The organism is Cellulomonas sp. PS-H5, assembly GCF_019265565.1.
Classification (GTDB): Bacteria; Actinomycetota; Actinomycetes; order Actinomycetales; family Cellulomonadaceae; genus Cellulomonas.
The window spans coordinates 24,790-42,681 of record NZ_JAHVCI010000015.1 but is presented as its reverse complement, the minus strand read 5'-3'; the positions used below and the strand labels follow the sequence as shown (position 1 = coordinate 42,681).

The 17,892-nt window shown below is 74.5% G+C and carries 16 protein-coding genes; 9 read left to right on the top strand and 7 right to left on the bottom strand.

Annotation, left to right across the window (positions count from 1 at the left end):
• Positions 1-6 precede the first annotated feature (6 nt).
• Positions 7-375 (bottom strand): DUF488 family protein, encoded by a 369-nt coding sequence (locus tag J5O08_RS08340; protein ID WP_218706414.1) that lies wholly within the window; start codon positions 373-375, stop codon positions 7-9.
• Between the two features lie 157 nt (positions 376-532).
• Here J5O08_RS08340 and J5O08_RS08335 point away from each other — a divergent pair, with 157 nt between their 5' ends.
• From J5O08_RS08335 to J5O08_RS08325, 3 genes are all read left to right on the top strand, one after another.
• The gene (locus J5O08_RS08335; RefSeq protein WP_217616425.1) at positions 533-3,115 is read left to right on the top strand and encodes an ATP-dependent Clp protease ATP-binding subunit; all 2,583 of its coding nucleotides are present in this window, start codon (positions 533-535) and stop codon (positions 3,113-3,115) included.
• A 206-nt stretch (positions 3,116-3,321) separates the two neighbouring features.
• Positions 3,322-4,359 carry a LacI family DNA-binding transcriptional regulator gene (locus J5O08_RS08330; RefSeq protein ID WP_218706413.1) on the top strand — a complete coding sequence of 346 codons (1,038 nt, stop codon included), beginning with the start codon at positions 3,322-3,324 and terminating at the stop codon, positions 4,357-4,359.
• A gap of 17 nt (positions 4,360-4,376) precedes the next feature.
• Positions 4,377-5,075: an alpha/beta fold hydrolase gene (locus J5O08_RS08325; RefSeq protein WP_218706412.1), complete on the top strand. Its 699-nt coding sequence runs from the start codon at positions 4,377-4,379 to the stop codon at positions 5,073-5,075.
• Positions 5,076-5,189: 114 nt separating this feature from the next.
• Here the strand turns inward: J5O08_RS08325 and J5O08_RS08320 are convergent, their stop codons facing one another.
• Positions 5,190-5,819 (bottom strand): helix-turn-helix domain-containing protein, encoded by a 630-nt coding sequence (locus tag J5O08_RS08320; RefSeq protein ID WP_308281481.1) that lies wholly within the window; start codon positions 5,817-5,819, stop codon positions 5,190-5,192.
• Between the two features lie 117 nt (positions 5,820-5,936).
• On the opposite strand from J5O08_RS08320, the gene J5O08_RS08315 reads away from it, so the two are divergent.
• Entirely contained in the window at positions 5,937-7,019 is a 1,083-nt protein-coding gene (locus tag J5O08_RS08315) for an ABC transporter permease (RefSeq protein WP_255589496.1), read from the top strand.
• The gene (locus J5O08_RS20890; protein ID WP_308281480.1) at positions 7,016-8,875 is read left to right on the top strand and encodes an ATP-binding cassette domain-containing protein; all 1,860 of its coding nucleotides are present in this window, start codon (positions 7,016-7,018) and stop codon (positions 8,873-8,875) included. The genes J5O08_RS08315 and J5O08_RS20890 overlap by 4 nt, the downstream gene beginning before the upstream one ends.
• Positions 8,876-8,899: 24 nt before the next feature.
• On the opposite strand, the gene J5O08_RS08300 is transcribed toward J5O08_RS20890, so the two are convergent.
• Together J5O08_RS08300 and J5O08_RS08295 are read right to left on the bottom strand one after the other, a co-directional pair.
• Positions 8,900-9,661 carry an ABC transporter ATP-binding protein gene (locus J5O08_RS08300; protein ID WP_218706410.1) on the bottom strand — a complete coding sequence of 254 codons (762 nt, stop codon included), beginning with the start codon at positions 9,659-9,661 and terminating at the stop codon, positions 8,900-8,902.
• A 150-nt stretch (positions 9,662-9,811) separates the two neighbouring features.
• Positions 9,812-11,269, bottom strand: coding sequence for a sugar porter family MFS transporter (locus J5O08_RS08295; protein WP_218706409.1), 1,458 nt, complete (start codon positions 11,267-11,269; stop codon positions 9,812-9,814).
• Positions 11,270-11,532: 263 nt separating this feature from the next.
• Here J5O08_RS08295 and J5O08_RS08290 point away from each other — a divergent pair, with 263 nt between their 5' ends.
• The 3 genes from J5O08_RS08290 (at position 11,533) to J5O08_RS08280 (ending at position 14,119) form a co-directional block, all read left to right on the top strand.
• Positions 11,533-12,138, top strand: a complete 606-nt coding sequence (locus J5O08_RS08290) for a hypothetical protein (protein WP_147797069.1) — start codon at positions 11,533-11,535, stop codon at positions 12,136-12,138.
• 349 nt (positions 12,139-12,487) lie between these two features.
• Positions 12,488-13,108: a DUF47 domain-containing protein gene (locus J5O08_RS08285; RefSeq protein WP_217616419.1), complete on the top strand. Its 621-nt coding sequence runs from the start codon at positions 12,488-12,490 to the stop codon at positions 13,106-13,108.
• A gap of 6 nt (positions 13,109-13,114) precedes the next feature.
• On the top strand, positions 13,115-14,119 hold the full coding sequence (locus tag J5O08_RS08280) for an inorganic phosphate transporter (RefSeq protein ID WP_218706408.1): 1,005 nt from the start codon (positions 13,115-13,117) through the stop codon (positions 14,117-14,119).
• On the opposite strand, the gene J5O08_RS08275 is transcribed toward J5O08_RS08280, so the two are convergent.
• From J5O08_RS08275 to J5O08_RS08265, 3 genes are read right to left on the bottom strand one after another with little or no spacing between them, the layout of a single operon-like run.
• Positions 14,094-14,849 (bottom strand): hypothetical protein, encoded by a 756-nt coding sequence (locus tag J5O08_RS08275; protein ID WP_218706407.1) that lies wholly within the window; start codon positions 14,847-14,849, stop codon positions 14,094-14,096. The genes J5O08_RS08280 and J5O08_RS08275 overlap by 26 nt on opposite strands.
• 5 nt (positions 14,850-14,854) lie before the next feature.
• Entirely contained in the window at positions 14,855-16,957 is a 2,103-nt protein-coding gene (locus tag J5O08_RS08270; protein ID WP_218706406.1) for a hypothetical protein, read from the bottom strand.
• Positions 16,954-17,226 (bottom strand): hypothetical protein, encoded by a 273-nt coding sequence (locus tag J5O08_RS08265; protein WP_218706405.1) that lies wholly within the window; start codon positions 17,224-17,226, stop codon positions 16,954-16,956. Before J5O08_RS08265 ends, J5O08_RS08270 begins: the two co-directional genes overlap by 4 nt.
• Before the next feature lie 167 nt (positions 17,227-17,393).
• Between J5O08_RS08265 and J5O08_RS08260 the strand changes: the two genes are divergently transcribed.
• On the top strand, positions 17,394-17,882 hold the full coding sequence (locus J5O08_RS08260; RefSeq protein ID WP_218706403.1) for a septum formation family protein: 489 nt from the start codon (positions 17,394-17,396) through the stop codon (positions 17,880-17,882).
• The last annotated feature ends 10 nt before the right edge of the window (positions 17,883-17,892 follow it).

The following is a 17,892-nucleotide window of genomic DNA, read 5'->3' as shown; positions in this document are numbered from 1 at the left end:
AGGGGCTCAGCGGATGCGGTCGGCCAGCAGGCGGGCGAGCACCGGCACGTGGCTCAGCGCCACCTCGCGCGTCGCGGTCACGAGGGTCACGGGGCCGGAGGACGCCACGTCCGCCAGGTGGGCCAGCGCCTCGGCGCCGTCGCCGTCGGCCAGCTCCGCGGCGTACCGGCGGGCGAACTCGTCGTGGACCTCCGCCCGGTGCCCGTACCACCGGCGCAGCTCCGTGCTCGGCGCGACCCGCGGCAGCCACTCGTCCACCCGGGGGTCGTCCCGCCGTACGCCCCGCGGCCACAGCCGGTCCACCAGCACGCGGCGGCGGGTGCCGTCGGAGGGCTCGTAGACCCGCCCGACCTCGACCTCGTCCACGGTCCCCATCCTGCCGCGGACCCGGCGCCGTCACGCCAGGGGCGAACACGGGACGCCCGACGCACCCCCCGCCGTTAGCATCGAACAACGCCGCCTCGCCGTGCGTGGGAGACCGGGCCGCAGAGCCCGACCGCGCCGGCGAGCACGCCGCTCGTGAGGAGTGCACATGTTCGAGAGATTCACGGACCGAGCCCGTCGCGTGGTCGTCCTCGCCCAGGAAGAGGCGCGGATGCTCAACCACAACTACATCGGCACCGAGCACATCCTCCTGGGTCTCATCCACGAGGGGGAGGGTGTCGCGGCCAAGGCGCTCGAGTCGCTCAACATCTCGCTCGACGCGGTGCGCGCCCAGGTGCAGGAGATCATCGGCGAGGGCCAGCAGGCCCCGAGCGGGCACATCCCGTTCACGCCGCGTGCCAAGAAGGTGCTGGAGCTGTCGCTGCGCGAGGCGCTGCAGCTCGGCCACAACTACATCGGGACCGAGCACATCCTGCTCGGCCTCATCCGCGAGGGCGAGGGCGTCGCGGCCCAGGTGCTCGGCAAGCTCGGCGCCGACCTGAACCGCGTCCGCCAGCAGGTCATCCAGCTGCTGTCCGGCTACCAGGGCAAGGAGCCCGTGGCCGCCGGCGGCCCGCAGGAGGGCCAGCCCTCGGGCTCCGCCGTCCTCGACCAGTTCGGCCGCAACCTGACGCAGGCCGCGCGCGAGGGCAAGCTCGACCCGGTCATCGGGCGCGAGAAGGAGATCGAGCGGGTCATGCAGGTGCTGTCCCGCCGCACCAAGAACAACCCGGTGCTGATCGGCGAGCCCGGCGTCGGCAAGACGGCGGTCGTCGAGGGCCTGGCCCAGGACATCGTCCGGGGCGACGTGCCGGAGACGCTGAAGGACAAGCAGCTCTACACGCTGGACCTCGGCGCCCTGGTGGCCGGCTCCCGGTACCGCGGTGACTTCGAGGAGCGACTGAAGAAGGTCCTCAAGGAGATCCGCACCCGCGGCGACATCATCCTGTTCATCGACGAGATCCACACCCTCGTGGGTGCGGGGGCCGCCGAGGGCGCGATCGACGCCGCGAGCATCCTCAAGCCGATGCTGGCCCGCGGCGAGCTGCAGACCGTCGGCGCGACGACCCTGGACGAGTACCGCAAGTACGTGGAGAAGGACCCGGCCCTCGAGCGCCGGTTCCAGCCCATCCAGGTCTCCGAGCCGAACCTGCAGCACGCCATCGAGATCCTCAAGGGCCTGCGCGACCGGTACGAGGCGCACCACCGCGTGTCGATCACCGACGGCGCCCTCGTGGCCGCCGCCACGCTGGCCGACCGGTACGTCAACGACCGGTTCCTGCCGGACAAGGCGATCGACCTGGTCGACGAGGCCGGCGCCCGCCTGCGGATCCGCCGCATGACGGCCCCGCCGGAGCTGCGCGAGCTCGACGAGCAGATCTCGGACACGCGCCGCGACAAGGAGTCGGCGATCGACGAGCAGGACTTCGAGAAGGCCGCGCGCCTGCGCGACCAGGAGAAGCAGCTCGGCCTCAAGCGCCAGGAGAAGGAGAAGGCCTGGAAGTCGGGCGACCTGGACGCGGTCGCCGAGGTCGACGAGGAGCTCATCGCCGAGGTGCTGGCGCTGGCCACCGGCATCCCGGTGTTCAAGCTCACCGAGGAGGAGTCGAGCCGGCTGCTCAAGATGGAGGACGAGCTGCACAAGCGGGTCGTCGGCCAGGAGGCGGCCATCAAGGCGCTCTCCCAGGCCATCCGCCGCACGCGTGCGGGTCTGAAGGACCCGAAGCGCCCCGGTGGGTCGTTCATCTTCGCCGGTCCCACCGGCGTCGGGAAGACCGAGCTGGCCAAGGCGCTCGCCGAGTTCCTGTTCGGGGACGAGGACGCGCTGATCCAGCTCGACATGTCCGAGTTCTCGGAGAAGCACACCGTCTCGCGGCTGTTCGGCTCGCCCCCCGGCTACGTCGGGTACGACGAGGGCGGCCAGCTCACGGAGAAGGTGCGCCGTCGGCCGTTCTCGGTCGTGCTGTTCGACGAGGTCGAGAAGGCGCACGCGGACATCTTCAACTCGCTGCTGCAGATCCTCGAGGACGGTCGCCTGACCGACTCGCAGGGCCGGGTGGTCGACTTCAAGAACACCGTGATCATCATGACCACCAACCTCGGCACCCGGGACATCGCCAAGGGCGTCCAGACCGGCTTCCAGGCCGGCGGCGACCTGTCGACGTCGTACGAGCGCATGAAGGCCAAGGTCAACGACGAGCTCAAGACGCACTTCCGTCCGGAGTTCCTCAACCGCGTCGACGACGTGGTCGTGTTCCCGCAGCTCTCGCAGCCGGAGATCTTCGCGATCGTCGACCTGATGATCGCCAAGCTCGACGCCCGCCTGCGGGACAAGGACATGGGCATCGAGCTCACCGAGGCGGCCAAGAAGCTGCTCTCGGAGAAGGGCTACGACCCGGTCCTGGGCGCCCGGCCGCTGCGCCGCGCGATCCAGCGGGAGATCGAGGACGCGCTGTCCGAGAAGATCCTGTTCGGCGAGCTGCACGCGGGTCAGCAGGTGATCGTGGACGCGCACGGCGAAGGCATCCTCGGCGAGTTCGTGTTCCGCGGCGAGGAGCGCGGTCCGCGCTCGAAGGAGCCGGTGGGCGCGGGCGCCCGCACGGCCGGGACGCCGGGCTCCGGCACGGACGTCCCGCCGGCGCCGCCGATCGCGTCGTCCGGTGACGGCGGCACGGGCCTCATGCCCGCCTGACGCACCGACCCACGACAGGGCCGGGTCGCACCCCACGGGGTGCGGTCCGGCCCTTCGTGCGTCCCGGGCCGGCCGACCCGCGCACGGGCGGGTGACCAGGGCGAACGGCCCCCGGGAGCGGTTCACCCGGTCGTGCGACCGGGGCCTGGGTGCCTGCACCCACCGGTCCCAGGAGGGCCTGGAGGAATACGCCTACCGTGGCGAGCATGCCGGGACAGGTGACGCTGAGCGACGTGGCCCGCGAGGCGGGCGTCTCCCTCGCGACGGCCTCGCGCGCCCTGAACGGCTCCGCGAACCGCACCGTGGGCGAGGACCTCCGCAAGCGGGTGCACGCCGCCGCCACGCGGCTGCGCTACTCCCCGGACGGCATCGCGCAGGCGATGGCCCGCGGGCGCACGACGTCGCTCGGGCTGGTCGTGCCCGACATCGCCGACCCGTACTACGCCGCGATCACCGCGGGCGTTGCCGAGGCCGCCGACCTGGCGGGCCTCACGCTGACCCTCGCCTCGACCGGCGGGGACGCCGCGCGCGAGGTGGAGATCGTCCGGCAGCTGGAGCGGCAGCGGGCGCGTGGTGTCGTGCTGGCGGGCGGTCGCGCGGGCGACGCGGCGCAGGACGAGCCCGTGCGGGCCGCGCTGGAGTCGTTCCGGGGCATCGGCGGCGCGGTCTCCGCCGTCGGCGGCGACGCCCTCGGCGTGAACAGCGTCGTGCTCGCCAACCGCGACGGCGCCGCGGACCTCGCCCGCGCGCTGCACGAGCGCGGCTACCGGCGGTTCGCGGTGCTGGGCGGGCCCGAGGGGCACGCCGCGACGGACGACCGGCGGGACGGGCTCCTCGCGGCGCTGGCCGGGCTCGGCGCGCCGGTGCCGGCGTCGCGGGTGCTGTCGGCCGCGACCACCACGCGCGACGGCGGCCACGAGGCGATGTCGCGCCTGCTCGCCGCGGGCGTCGACGACGTCGACGCGGTGTTCGCGGTGACGGACGTGATGGCCGCCGGCGCCCTCGCCGCGGCGCACGCGGCCGGGGTGCGGGTCCCGGACGACCTCGCCCTCGCCGGGTTCGACGGCGTCGAGGTGCTGCAGGACGTGCTGCCCGGGCTGACGACCGTGCGGCTGCCGCTCGCGCAGATCGGGCAGGAGGCGACCCGGCTCGCGCTGCGACCCGCCGCGGCCGAGGCCGAGCTCGTGCCGCTGGCGGGCGACGTCGTGCTCCGCGGGTCCACCCCGGGGATCCCCGCCCGCTGACCGGTACGGTCGGGCACGTGGACGCGACCGGGCTGCACGTGGCCGACAGCGGGTCCGGGCCGGTCGTGCTGCTGCTGCACGGGAACGGCGAGGACGGCGCCTCGCTCGCGCCCGTCGCCGCCGACCTGGCGCGGGACCACCGGGTGCTGGCGCCGGACGCGCGCGGGCACGGGCGGTCGCCGCGCGGGACCGGGCCGCTGACGATCGCGCGGATGGCGGACGACGCGGCGGGGGTGCTCGCGGCGGTGGGCGGTGCCGCGGACGTCGTCGGCTACTCGGACGGGGGCAACGTCGGCCTCATGCTGGCGCTCCGGCACCCCGGGCTCGTGCGGTCGCTGGTCGTCTACGGCGCCAACGTCGACCCGGGCGGCCTCACCGCCCGCGCGCGGGCGGAGGTCACGGCGGCCTGGCTCGGGCAGCGGGCGCGCGGCCTCGTCGACCCGGCGGCGCGGGCGCGGGCCGAGGTGACCGACCTGATGGTCCGGCAGCCGCGCATCCCGCTGCGGGCGCTCGCGCGGGTGCGGGTGCCGGTGCCGGTGCTGGTGGCCGCGGGCGAGCACGACGTGATCCGGCGCGCGCACACCGAGGCGGTCGCGGCGGCGCTGCCGGCGGGGGAGTGCGTGGTCGTGCCGGGCGCGGACCACGGGCTGCCGATGTCCGACCCGGAGGCGTTCGTGCGGCTGGTGCGGGGGTTCTGGGCGGCGCACGCGGGCTGACGCGACCACGCAGGCTCCGGGTGGAGCGTTCTGCCCGACACGCCCGGCGCGTCCGGGCAGGACGCTCCACCCGAGTCCGGTCGCGGGCGAGGCGGCGGCGCGGTGCCACCCGGATCAGGAGACCGCGAGGGCCGCCAGCAGGTCCGCCACCTCGACCGGCCGCCCCGGCAGCGGGTCCCCGCCCGGCCGCAGCGCCGCCCGCAGCAGCGGCGCGCGCCGCGCGAGCAGCGCCGCGTTCAGCTCGTCCGGGAGCCCGGGCAGCGGGCGCAGCGCGGACGCGAAGGTCAGCAGGATCTCCGGGACCCCGATGTCGTCCCGCACGAGCCCGAGCCGCTGAGCGGTCCGGACGACCTCGCCCGCGGTGAGCGCCGTGGCCGTGCGGCGCTCCACGAGCTCCGGGGTGAACACGTCCGCGTCGCGGGCGCGCGGGACCAGCACGGGCAGCAGCAGCGGCAACCCGGACTCGAGGAAGCCGGTGAGGAACTGCTCCCACGCCGCGTGCGGGTCGTCGCCCGCGAGCCCGGCGTCGGCCCGGTCGAGCAGGCCGCCGACGTGGGCCAGCCGGTCGGCGACGACGGCCCGCACCAGCGCGGACCGGTCGGGGAAGTGCCGGTAGACGGTGCCGACGCCCACGCCGGCGGCGCGGGCCACCGCCTCCATCGGCTCGTCAAGCCCCCGCGCCGAGTACAGGGTGCGCGCGGCGTCCAGCACCCGCTGCCGGTTCCGTGCCGCGTCCGCCCTCACCGGCTCAGGATAGGTGACCTTAACCGGAATCGGAGGTTCCGGTTCGGTGCTACCGTGGGACGTGGACGGGCGCCGTCGGAGACGCCCCGATACCGGGAGGCGAGCGCCGTGCGCGCCATGATCCTCAAGGAGTTCCGCGAGCTGCGCCGGGACCGCCGGACCGTCGCGATGCTGGTCGTCCTGCCGCTGCTGCTGCTGACGATCTTCGGCTTCGCGGCCAACTTCACGGTCGACAGCCTGACCACGCTGGTCGTCGGGCCGGGCGCGCAGGAGGCGGCGGACCGGATCGCCGGCTCGCCCGCGGGCGGCACGCTCGACGTCCGGGACGTGCTTCCCGGCGACGACCGGGCGGACGCCGTCGACGCGCTCGCCGCCAACCGGTACGACGTCGCGGTCGTCACCGGGGAGGGGGCGTCCGCGGTCCCGGAGGTGCTGATCGACGGCACGAACCTGTTCGCCGCCCAGGCCGCGAACGTCGTGGTCGCGCGGCTCGGCGACGCCGTGCAGCCCGAGATCCTGTTCAACCCCGACCTGGAGACGTCGTGGGTCATGGTGCCCGCGCTGATCGGCCTGATCCTCACGTTCATCGGCACGATCATCACCAGCATCGGCCTGGTGAAGGAGCGGGCGGCCGGCACGCTGGAGCAGCTGGCGGTGATGCCGTTGCGACCGATCGACGTCATCGTCGGCAAGATCGCGCCGTACTTCCTGCTCGCGGCGCTCGACCTCGTCGTCGTGACGGTGCTGGGGATGCTCATCTTCGGGGTGCCGTTCACCGGGAACGTGGCGCTGTTCGCCCTCGCGGGCGCGATCTTCCTGTTCGTGGTGCTCGGCATCGGGGTGTTCATCTCGACCGTGTCGCAGAACGCGGGGCAGGCGATCCAGGCCGCGATCCTCGTGCTGCTGCCGCAGATCCTGCTGTCCGGGATCATCTTCCCGCTCGACGCCATGCCGCTCGGGGTGCGCTGGATCGGGTACTGCCTGCCGCTGACCTACTTCACGCAGGTGTCCCAGGGCGTGATGCTGCGTGGCGCCGGGATCGACGCGCTGTGGCTGCCGATCACGGTGCTGGCCGGCATGGCCGTGCTGGTGTTCGGCGCCGCGGTCTGGCGGTTCCGCGCGTCGATCACGCCCCGCCGGCCGCGGGGCGCGGCGGCCGCCGAGCCCGCTCCCGCCGCGCCGGCCGAGGTCGGGCGGTGACCGCCGTGGCGACGACGGCGCCCTGGGGCGTCCGCGACGTGACGGTGCGCTGCGGTGGGCACGTCGTGCTCGACGCGGTCACGCTGCCGGTGCCGGCGGGGGAGATCACGGCGGTCGTGGGCGGCGACGGCGCGGGCAAGACCACGCTGGCCCGCCTGCTGGTCGGGCGCGAGGTCGCCGACAGGGGCGAGGTGCGGCGCGCCGACGCGCGCCGCACCGGCTTCCTGCCCGCGACGTCCGGGGTGTGGGCCGACCTGAGCGTGGCGGAGAACGTCGACCTGGTCGCGCGCGCCTACCGGCTCGACGCCGCGACCGGCCGCGACCGCGCGGACCGGCTCCTCGGCGCGGCCGGGCTGGCCGACGTGCCGCGCCGCCTGGGGCGGGAGCTGTCCGGGGGCATGCGGCAGAAGCTGGGGTTCTGCCTCGCGATGCTGCCCGACCCGGAGCTCGTGGTGCTCGACGAGCCGTCCACCGGCGTCGACCCGGTGAGCCGGGTCGACCTCTGGCGGATGCTGTCCGCCGCGGCGGCCGGGGGCACCGCGGTCCTGGTGACGACGACGTACCTCGACGAGGCGGAGCGCGCGGCGACGGTGCTGGTGCTGGACGGCGGGGTGGCGGTCTACCGCGGCGACCCGGCGGAGGCGGCGTCCCGGGTTCGGGGGTCGATCGCGGTCCGCGCGGTCGGAGCGGACACCCGCCTGGGGGGCCCGGCGGCGGTGCCGGTCGGGGCGGTGCCGGGCGCGGAGTGGCGCCGCGGGGGCGCCGTGCACGCGCTCGTCGCGCCCGGAGAGGGCGAGGCCCCGTCCGACCTCGAGGACGCGGTGATCGCGCTGACCCTGGAGCGGCGCGGCGCCGAAGCCCCGCCCGCTGCCGCACACCCCGCGCACCGAGCGGGTGCTCGACACGTCGAGCGAGTAGCCGCCGACTACTCGCTCGACGTGTCGGTTGCCCGCTCGGCGCATGTGCACGAACGCGCCGGGGGCCCCGCCGCCGCGGCCGCCGCCCCCGCGGCGGTCGAGGCCGCGCACGTCGTCACCGCCTTCGGCGGGTTCCGCGCCGTCGACGACGTCTCCCTGACCGTGCGTCCCGGCCAGGTGCTCGGCCTGCTCGGCGCGAACGGCGCCGGCAAGACGACGCTCATCCGCACCGTGCTGGGCCTGCTCGCCCCGACGTCCGGCACCGTGCGGGTGCTCGGGGGCGCGCCGTCCCGGGACGTCCGCCGGCGGATCGGCTACGTCCCCCAGGGACTCGGGCTCGCGGCCGACCTCACGGTGGCGGAGAACCTCGCGTTCGTGGCGGCGGCGTACGGGCTGGACGAGGTCCCGGAGCCGCCCGCCGACCTGGCCGCGCAGCGGGACCGGCTGGTCGGTTCGCTCGGGCTGGGCCTGCAGCGGCGGCTCGCGTTCGCCGCGGCGCTGTCGCACGCGCCGGAGCTGCTGGTCCTGGACGAGCCGACGTCCGGCGTCGACCCGCTGGCCCGCGCGGCGCTCTGGGACACCGTGCACGAGCAGGCCGAGGCGGGCGTCGCGGTGCTCGTGACCACGCACTACATGCAGGAGGCCGAGCAGTGCGACGCGCTGGTGCTGCTGTCCCGCGGCCGGCGGGTCGCCGCGGGGACGCTCGCGGACGTGCTGGACGGGACCACGGCGGTCGAGGTCGAGGCCCTGGACTGGCAGGCGGCGTTCGGGGCGCTGAGCGCGGCGGGGCTCCCGGTGACCGTGGCCGGCCGCGCCGTGCGGGTGGCCGGGGCCGACGCCGACGAGGTCGCCGGGGCGCTCGCCGCGGCGGGCGTGCGCGGCGACGCCCGCCCCGTGCCCGCGCGGCTGGAGGAGGTGCTCACGCTCGGCTCGCGCTGAGCCCTCGGCGCGCGCGCCCGCCCGTCAGCGGAACGCGCCCACGGCCTCCGGGTACGCCTCGGCCAGCTCCCGCGTCTCCGCCGCCTGCGGGTCGGACAGCAGCGACCGCATCGACCCCGACTCCACGATCCGGCCCTCGCCGAGCACGTGCACGGTGTCGGCCAGCCGGTCGACCAGCCGCAGGTCGTGCGACACCACGAGCAGCCCGACCCCGGTGGCGGCGATGGCGGCCACCTGGTCGGCGACGGCCTCGCGGAGCGCCGGGTCGAGCGCGGTGGCCGGCTCGTCCAGCACGAGGATCTCGGGGCGCGTCGCCAGCGCGTCGGCGAGCGCCAGCCGCTGCTTCTCGCCGCCGGACAGCGAGTGCAGCGTCCGGTCGAGGAACCGCGGCTCCAGGCCCACGCGCGCGAGCACGTCCTCGGGCTCCAGCCCGGTGGCCCGCCCCGCCTTGCGGGAGTCGTTCAGCGTGGACTGGAGCACCTTGGCGACCGACGTGCGGCTGTCGACGCCGACCAGGCCCTCCTGGTGCACGGCGCGCACGGTCGAGCGGAACGCCTTGGTCTCCTTGCGGGACATCTTGGTCACCGGCCGGGCGCCGTAGGTGGCGCGGCCCTGGGTCGGCTTGTGCCGGCCGAGCAGCACCTGCACGAGCGTCGACTTGCCGGCGCCGGAGCGGCCGATCAGGCCCACGGTCTCGCCCGGGGCGACGGACAGCGAGGCGCCCTGGAGCACCGCGGCGCCGCCGTAGCCCGCCCAGACGTCGTGCGCGGCGAGCGCGGCGCTCATCGGGTCACCTCCCGCGCGGCGTCGGTCCGGTCGGCGTGGTCGTGCGGCGTACCCACAGCGTGTCCCTTCGAGCGATGACGGCCGTCGTGACAACGGCCGAGCCCCCCGCGAAGTTTCCGCGAGGGGCTCGGTCGGGCGCAAACGAGCGCGTCAGGCCCGCGCCTCCCGGCGGCGCGCCGGGGGCAGGTCCTCCATGTCCTCGAGCTCGACGCCCTTGGTCTCCGGGACCTTGCCGAGCACGAAGAAGAACGACAGACCGGCGAACACCGCGTACATCAGGTACGGCCCCGTCGCGCCGAAGGTGTCGAGCAGCGGCGGGAACGTCACCGTGATGACGAAGTTCGCGATCCACTGCGCGGCGGCGGCGACGCCCAGCGCGGCGGCGCGGATCCGGTTGGGGAACATCTCGCCGAGCAGGACCCAGACCAGCGGGCCCCAGGACGCGCCGAAGAACACGACGAACGCGTTGGCGGCGATGAGCGCGACCGGGCCCCATGGCGACGGCAGCGAGACGTCCTCGCCCGACCCGGACGCCTGCGTGAACGCCAGCGCCATGATCGCGAGCGAGATCGTCATGCCGGCCGAGCCGGTCAGCAGGATCGGGCGGCGGCCCACCTTGTCGATGAGGGCGATCGCGATGAACGTGACGGCCACGTTGGTCACCGACGTGATCGTGGAGACGAGGAACGACTGGCTCTCGTCGAAGCCCACGGCCTGCCAGAGCGTCGTCGAGTAGTAGAAGATCACGTTGATGCCGACGAACTGCTGGAAGACCGACAGCAGGATGCCGACCCACACCACCGGCAGCAGGCCGAACCGCGGGCCGCGCAGGGTGGCCTGCGCCTCGAGCGCCTTGTCCTTCTCGATCGTCTTCTCGATCTGCGCGACGCGCTCGCGGGCGTCCTCGTCCGGTCCGAGCACGCTCTCCAGCACGGCGACCGCCTCGTCCCGGCGGCCCTTCGCCACCAGGTAGCGCGGCGACTCGGGGATCCGCAGCGCGAGGATGCCGTAGACGGCGGCGGGCACGACGGCGACGAGGAACATCCAGCGCCAGGCCTCCCAGCCCAGCCACAGCTCCTCGGACGCGCCGCCCGCGGCCTCCTGCAGCAGCTGGTCGGACAGCAGGGCGGCGAAGATGCCGAGCGTGATCGCGAGCTGCTGCAGCGAGCCGAGCCGACCGCGCAGCGCGGCGGGGGCGATCTCGGCGATGTAGGCGGGGGCGATCACCGAGGCGATGCCGATGCCGACGCCGGCGAGGACGCGCCAGATGATCAGGTCCCAGACGCTGAACGCGATCGCGGACAGGATCGAGGACACGAAGAACAGCACGGAGCCCAGCACCATCACCTTGGTGCGACCCCAGTGGTCGGCGAGCCGGCCGCCCGCCCAGGCACCGACGGCGCAGCCGAGCAGCGCGACGGCGACGGCGAACCCGGTGAGGGTCGCGCCCAGGTCGAACTGGCCCTGGATCGCGTCGACGGCGCCGTTGATGACGGACGAGTCGAACCCGAACAGGAACCCGCCGACCGCGGCGGCGACCGCGAGGCCGATCGCCTTGTTGTGCGACGGGTGCCTCCCCGTCGAGGGTCGGGCACTGCCTTCGGCCATGACGTCTTCTCCTTGCTCCGCTCGTCCTGCGAAGAGAACACCTGGGCCGGAGCACGTCGTCGGGCGCCGGTCGAGGCGTTCTCACCTTTCACCCGCGCAGCGCATCCCGCACCCGGAGGGCCGGGCCGCGGTGCGCGGCGGGAACCGTAACCCGTCCCGCGGCGGACCGCCCGCCGGCGGGGACCGACCGCGACGCGCGCCGCGATCCGGCGGACAATCGACGGGTGACCCCCCACGACCGCCCGCGGTTCCGCCGCCCCGCCATGCTCGACCCGCGCGACGCCGACCAGCTGCCCGGCGACATGGACCCGGCGCTGCGGTCGCAGGTCGCGCACACCACGGCGGCGGCGATCGTGCACCGCGGACGGGCCGAGGGCGAGGAGGACCCGGCGCTCGTCGAGCGGCTGGTGCGCCTCGTCGAGACCGAGGGGCTGGACGTCGTGGCGGCCCTGTGGTCGGACAGCCCGGCGACGACCCTGCCCGGCACCCTGTGGCGGCTGTACGTGCTGCGCGAGTGGGTGCGCCGGGACCCGGCGACCCTCGCCGACCGGTACCGCCTCGGGCTCGACGCGGCGCCGGTGCACCACGTGGTCGTCGGGGTCGTCAGCCCGCCCGGGCCGGAGGAGCTGCGCGTGCTGCTCGACGCCGTGCTGTCGGGCGTGTGGACCGGCGACCTCGCGGTGACCCTGGAGCGCGGCGCGGCGTTCTGCCGGGTGCTCGCGACCGGGGCCGCCTTCGACGCCGACCACCTCGACCTCACGGGCGACGACGCCTCCGCCCGCCTGACGCGCAGCGCGGGGTCGCTCGTGCGGACCGCGGAGGAGCTGGAGCAGGCGGCGCACCTGTGGCGGTCCGGCTCCCTCGAGTGAGCCGCGCGGGGTTGTTCCCGCACCGGCCGTGGCGATGCTCACCCGTCCGCGCCCAGGACGTGGCCCCCGGCGGCGCGTAAACTCGTAACCGACGCCGGGCCGCGGTAGCCCCGGGCTCCAACTCAAGCCGCTCCGAGCGGCCTCGCGCCGAGAGGCGCTTCCCGGTCCGGCGTCCTCACCCTCCCGCCCGGCCTCGGCGTGTGACCTCCGTCCCACGCGCGGGCCGGGCGGTCGTGCGTCACGCTGAGGATGCTGTGCGTTCACCCTGGGTTCACTTGCGGGGTTGTGAGTTCACCCCGCGGCTGCCCTAGCCTGTGCCTGACCAAGCCCATCTCCTGCGGAGCTTCTCGTGCGCCTGCGCCTCACCCCGCGCGACACCTCGTTCTTCGACCTCCTGGCCGCGTCGGCGGCGCACCTGGTCACCGGAGCCAACCTGCTGGCCGAGCTGCTGGGCGCGGACCGCGCGACCCGCAAGGCGCTCGCCAAGCAGATGAGCGACGCCGAGCACCTCGCCGACGAGGCGACCCACCAGATCATGCGGCGGCTCAACCAGACGTTCGTGACCCCGTTCGACCGGGACGACATCTACGGACTGGCGTCGGCGCTGGACGACTGCATGGACTTCATGGAGGAGGCCGCCGACCTCATCGTCCTGTACAAGATCGACGAGCTCCCCCCGAGGGTCGCCGACCAGGTGCAGGTGCTGCAGCGCTCGGCCGAGCTGACCGCCGAGGCGATGCCCCGGCTGCGCTCGATGGAGAACCTCGCCGAGTACTGGGTCGAGGTCAACCGCCTCGAGAACCAGGCCGACAAGTCGCACCGCAAGCTGCTCGCGCAGATGTTCGACGAGATCACCGACCCGATCCTCCTGATGAAGCTCAAGGAGGTCGTCGAGAAGCTCGAGGACGCCGCCGACGCGTTCGAGAAGGTCGCGAACATGGTCGAGACCATCGCGCTCAAGGAGTCCTGAGTCCCGGTGGAACTCGCGCTCGTCGTGGTCGTGGTCGCCCTGGCCCTCGGCTTCGACTACACCAACGGCTTCCACGACGCCGCCAACGCCATCGCCACCTCGGTGTCGACGCGCGCGCTGACGCCGCGGGCCGCGCTGCTCATGGCCGCGGTGATGAACTTCACCGGCGCCCTGCTCGGCACCGAGGTCGCGGAGACGATCGCGACCTCGATCGTCGACCTCGGCGACGCGTCACCGCACCAGGCCCTCGTGGTCGTGCTCTGCGCGCTGGTCGGCGCGATCGTGTGGAACCTCATCACGTGGTGGTTCGGCCTGCCGTCGTCCTCGACGCACGCGCTCATCGGCGGCCTCGTGGGCGCCGGCCTCGCGGGCGGCCTGATGATCTACGGCTCGGCGATCGTCGACAAGGTCGTCCTGCCGATGATCTTCTCGCCGCTGATCGGGTTCTTCCTGGCGTTCCTCGTCATGGTCGGCCTGCTCTGGCTCATCCGGAACGCGTCGCCGTCGCGGACGACCCGGCGGTTCCGTCTGGCGCAGACCGTCTCGGCCGCCGCGATGGCGCTCGGCCACGGCCTGCAGGACGCGCAGAAGACGATGGGCGTGATCTTCATGGCGCTGCTGACCGTCGGCTGGGCGAACCCGGACGAGGGCATCCCGCTCTGGGTGAAGCTCGCCGCCGCCACCGCCATCTCGCTCGGCACCTACTCCGGCGGCTGGCGCATCATGCGCACCCTCGGCCGCAAGATCATCGAGCTCGACCCGGCCCGCGGGTTCGTCGCCGAGTCGGTCTCCGCGGTGGTGCTCTACGTGAACGCGTTCGCGCTGCACGCGCCGGTGTCGACCACGCACACGATCACCTCGGCGATCATGGGCGTCGGCGCGACCAAGCGGCTGTCCGCGGTCCGCTGGGGCGTCGCGAAGAACATCGGCATCGCGTGGGTGCTCACCATCCCGGCGGCCGCCGCGGTCGCCGCGCTCGTGTACTTCATGCTGAGCCCGTTCCTGAACTGACCGGGGAGACCGGGGTGCCGTCGGGTCCGATGACCGTGCCCGGGTCGACGGCCTCGCCGTAGGGCGGGGCGGGGTCGAAGTACCCGAAGCGCACGCGAGAGAGGTCGCACGGGGTCGTGCCGCCACCGGGAGGGATCTCACGGCCGAAGCTCGACGGCCAGATCTCGCTGTCGGCCCGATACATGCTCCACCTGGCGGTGATCCCGGTGCGAGGTGGGTCGTGGACGTCCTCGGCGGAAGCGGCTCCCCATGTCTCGGGCACGCATACCCGGATCGTCGCGCCCAGGTCGTCGGGTGCCACGTCCAGGATGATCTGCGGGCGAGGGCCGGGGAAGTACTCGACCGGACGGTGGGCCGGGTCGTCGGGGTCGAGCGCCCGTCGCAGCTCCGCGGCCCGCTTCTGGGCGCTGCCCCGGATGGCGCTCTGGGGTGCGAAGGTGGCCAGGCGGGGGTCGGAGTAGTTGTGGTGATACTCAGCTGCCGAGGCCAGCAGGTCGTACCGGCGGAGGGCGAGCACCCACTGGTCGTCGGCCCAGGGCCCGTCGTCGGGGGTGCCGTAGGGCCAGGTGATCGCGGGGACGTGGACCGGCCCGTCAGTCTCGGCGGGGGTGGGTTCCGCGCTGCCGCGCGGGGGCACCGCGGAACGCGCCCAGGGGTGCCACACCATGACGGCGACCACGAACGCCGCACCGAGCGCGCCGAGCACGAGCGTGCGACGGCGCCGGGCCACCGGGCTCAGCCTCCCGTCGGCGAGCGGAACGCGTCGCGCGTGTCCGTGTAGATCCGCATCGCCTGGTGCTCGGACCCGTCCAGCAGCTCGGCGAGCTGCGCGGCCACGCGCCGCGCCGCGACGTCCTCGCGGAGCTGCTGGTCGTCGATCGAGCGGAGCGCCTGGTCGTACTGGGACACCCACGTGGTGCCGAGCCGCCCGGCGACCTGCGCCGCGGCGGCCGCCCCGACCGCGAGCGCCGGGTGGCTGACGATGAGGGCGGCGGCCGCCTCGGCCGAGCCGAGCAGGCCACCGGTGACGCCGGTGCGGAACTCGTCGCGCAGCTCGGCCTGCGTGAGCGCGTGCTGCGAGGTCGCCCCGACTGCGGCGCCGTGCCAGGCCAGCACGCCGTCCAGCGTCTGCTGGCCCGTCGCGCCGGACCCGAGGAGCGCGTCCTGGACGCCGACGACCGCTGCGACGAACGAGTCCCGGACGGCCGGGTGCTGGGTCACGCTCGTCAGCACCGCGGCGATCAGGTGGCGGGAGACGGCCGCTCGGGCATGCGGCCCCTCGGTCGTGATCAGGAGCACCTGCGGGTCGCCCTCGCGACTCCACCCGGTCAGGGCGTCCTCGGTCAGGCTCCGCGTCAGCGCCGCGGCCTGCCCGACCACAGCGTCGGCGAGGTGCCAGGCCGCGCCCTCGGTCACGTCACCCGGCCGGAACGCCAGGTTCCGCGACAGCGCCAGGAACACCTGGCCGTTCACCTCCTGCTGCCAGGTCCAGACTTCGGGGTCGATCGGGTCGGACAGCGCGCCCCCGGTGGCGCGCTGCACCGCGGCCCACAGGGCGGCGGCACCCTCGAACCCGCCGACGGACGAGTCGCGCACCGCGAACAGGTACTCCACCCGCGTGTGCACCGGGATCTCGCCCTTGTCAATGCGTTCCCCACCGGTCAACCACGCGAGCGCGGCGTCGGGGTAGCGGGCCAGGGTCCCGAGGACGTGGTTGCCCACGTCGGCCTTCTCGGGCGCGCCGAGCGGGGTGCTGCCCGCGGCGCCGTGCAGGAGCAGCAGCCCGCCGCCGACGGCTGCGGCGAGCATCGGCCCCTCGGAGCGCTCGTACGCCTCCAGCGCGTCGGCGGCAGCCGTCGCGAGCGTCGCACTCATCGGGTGCACCACCGGGTCCCCGAACAGGAACGCGAGCGCCCCGGCGGCGTCGTCCGCTCCGAACAGCCCGGCGACGAACCGTCGTGCGTCCCGGTCGGACCACAGCGTCGACCCGACCGACAACCCGGCCCGGAGCCGGACGGCCAGGTCGACGACCTCGTCGTGGTCCAGCGCGACCGCCAGGACGGAGTCGCCGAGCAGCTGGACGAGCTGCGCGGTGCGGTGCCCGCCGAGCGTCCGGAAGACCCGGGCCATCACAGCGGGGTCGTCCGCCCAGCGCCCGACCAGGAGGGTCATGCGCTCGAGGTCGTCCTGCGTCAGCCTGCCGGCGCGCAGGGGTCCCGTGATCGCGCCGAGGATCATCTCGGCCACTGCGTCGGCATCGACCGCACCGGGCGTGCGGATGCCCGACCGGGAGAGGGTCGCGCCCAGCGCGTCCCAGTCGTGCACCTGCACCGGTTGCAGATCGGTGGAGGCGAGCGCGTCCGCGACGCGACGCTCCTCCGCGAGGTCGGCGAGGACGTCCCGTGCCCGGCGGACGTCTGCGACGGCGCACTCCCACCGGAGGCGCGCGGCGGCAGCCGCGTCGGCGTCCTGCCGGCCGAGCGGCGTCGTCGTGAGCGACGGCGGGCGTGCGGCGGTCGGTCCCTGCTCGGCGAGCGTGCTCCGCGCTGGACCGGCACGGTCCGCGATGTCCTGCACCCGCGCCACGTACACCCGGAGGGCGCTCGCTCGCGCGTCGGTCTGGTCGGCGAGCGCGTGCACGTCCGCGCGCAGGGACCCCAGGCGGCCGCGCCACACCCGTGCGGCCGCACCGGTCCAACCCGCCGTCGACGAGCTGATCCCGGGGAGCAACGCGCCCAGCTCGGTGAGGTGGCGGGCGATCGCGTCGAGCTGCGCGGCCAGACCGCTGAGCCCGTCGAGGTCGCCGGCGCCGGGATCGGTGGTGGTCCACGCCGTCATGGGCGGACCTCTGCCGCGAGGCCGGCGTCGACGCGGTCGAGCTCCGCCTGGGCGGCTCGCGCTCCGTCACCGGCGCGGACGAGCTCCGCCGCGGCCGCGAGGACGCACGCCCCGACGGTGGCGTTCACGGCCCTCGCCGCCTCGGCGACCGCACCGCTGCCGCACCCGTCCACGTCGGCGGCCCAGGGGCTCGGGAGCGTGTGGCCGTACCCGGCGAGCCGTGAGGCGGCGGCGTCGACGGCAGCGCGATCGGTGGTCAGGTCTGCCATGGCACGTCCTCGTCGTCGGCCGGTGGGTCCTCGTGGCGACCGTAGGGTGTCGCCCAGTCCGTGGGTGTCTGAACGCGGCGGTGAGTGGCGCGCCCTAGGTGCTGCCCGAACGTTCCCGAACGGGTGCGAACTGGACATTCGCGACGGGGACGCGATTCACTCGTCCCATGACTGCGAAGAACCTGACCGCGCGCTGGATGTCCGCTGTGTCCCTGGCGGCCGGCGCTGCGCTCGCCCTGTCCGCCTGCGGCGCGGGCGACGGCCAGCGCGACGAGGCGTCCGGGGAGATCACCGAGGCGGCCGACGTGAACGTCTTCTCCCTCGAGGTCGGCGACTGCCTGAACGTGGCCGACGTGACCGAGACCCAGGTCGAGTCGCTGCCGACCGTCCCGTGCAGCGAGCCGCACGACGGCGAGGTCTACGCCGAGACCCGCCTGAAGGGTGACGAGTACCCGGCCGACATCGACACCCAGGCGGAGCAGTTCTGCTACGACGCGTTCGAGCCGTTCGTGGGCATGGCGTACGAGACCTCGACGATCGGCGCCGGCCCGCTGACCCCGAGCGAGGTGTCGTGGGCGGACGGCGACCGCGAGGTGCAGTGCATCCTCATGGTCGAGGAGCCCGTCACCGGGACGCTCGAGGGCGCCGCGGTCTGAGGCACCCCGC

Coding starts and splice junctions, on each gene's coding strand:
- J5O08_RS08265 (WP_218706405.1), bottom strand. CDS start 17,226: ATGGCAGACCTGACCACCGATCGCGCTGCCGTCGACGCCGCCGCCTCA.
- J5O08_RS08300 (WP_218706410.1), bottom strand. CDS start 9,661: ATGAGCGCCGCGCTCGCCGCGCACGACGTCTGGGCGGGCTACGGCGGC.
- J5O08_RS08340 (WP_218706414.1), bottom strand. CDS start 375: ATGGGGACCGTGGACGAGGTCGAGGTCGGGCGGGTCTACGAGCCCTCC.
- J5O08_RS08330 (WP_218706413.1), top strand. CDS start 3,322: ATGCCGGGACAGGTGACGCTGAGCGACGTGGCCCGCGAGGCGGGCGTC.
- J5O08_RS08315 (WP_255589496.1), top strand. CDS start 5,937: ATGATCCTCAAGGAGTTCCGCGAGCTGCGCCGGGACCGCCGGACCGTC.
- J5O08_RS08260 (WP_218706403.1), top strand. CDS start 17,394: ATGACTGCGAAGAACCTGACCGCGCGCTGGATGTCCGCTGTGTCCCTG.
- J5O08_RS08335 (WP_217616425.1), top strand. CDS start 533: ATGTTCGAGAGATTCACGGACCGAGCCCGTCGCGTGGTCGTCCTCGCC.
- J5O08_RS08290 (WP_147797069.1), top strand. CDS start 11,533: ATGCTCGACCCGCGCGACGCCGACCAGCTGCCCGGCGACATGGACCCG.
- J5O08_RS08295 (WP_218706409.1), bottom strand. CDS start 11,269: ATGGCCGAAGGCAGTGCCCGACCCTCGACGGGGAGGCACCCGTCGCAC.
- J5O08_RS08270 (WP_218706406.1), bottom strand. CDS start 16,957: ATGACGGCGTGGACCACCACCGATCCCGGCGCCGGCGACCTCGACGGG.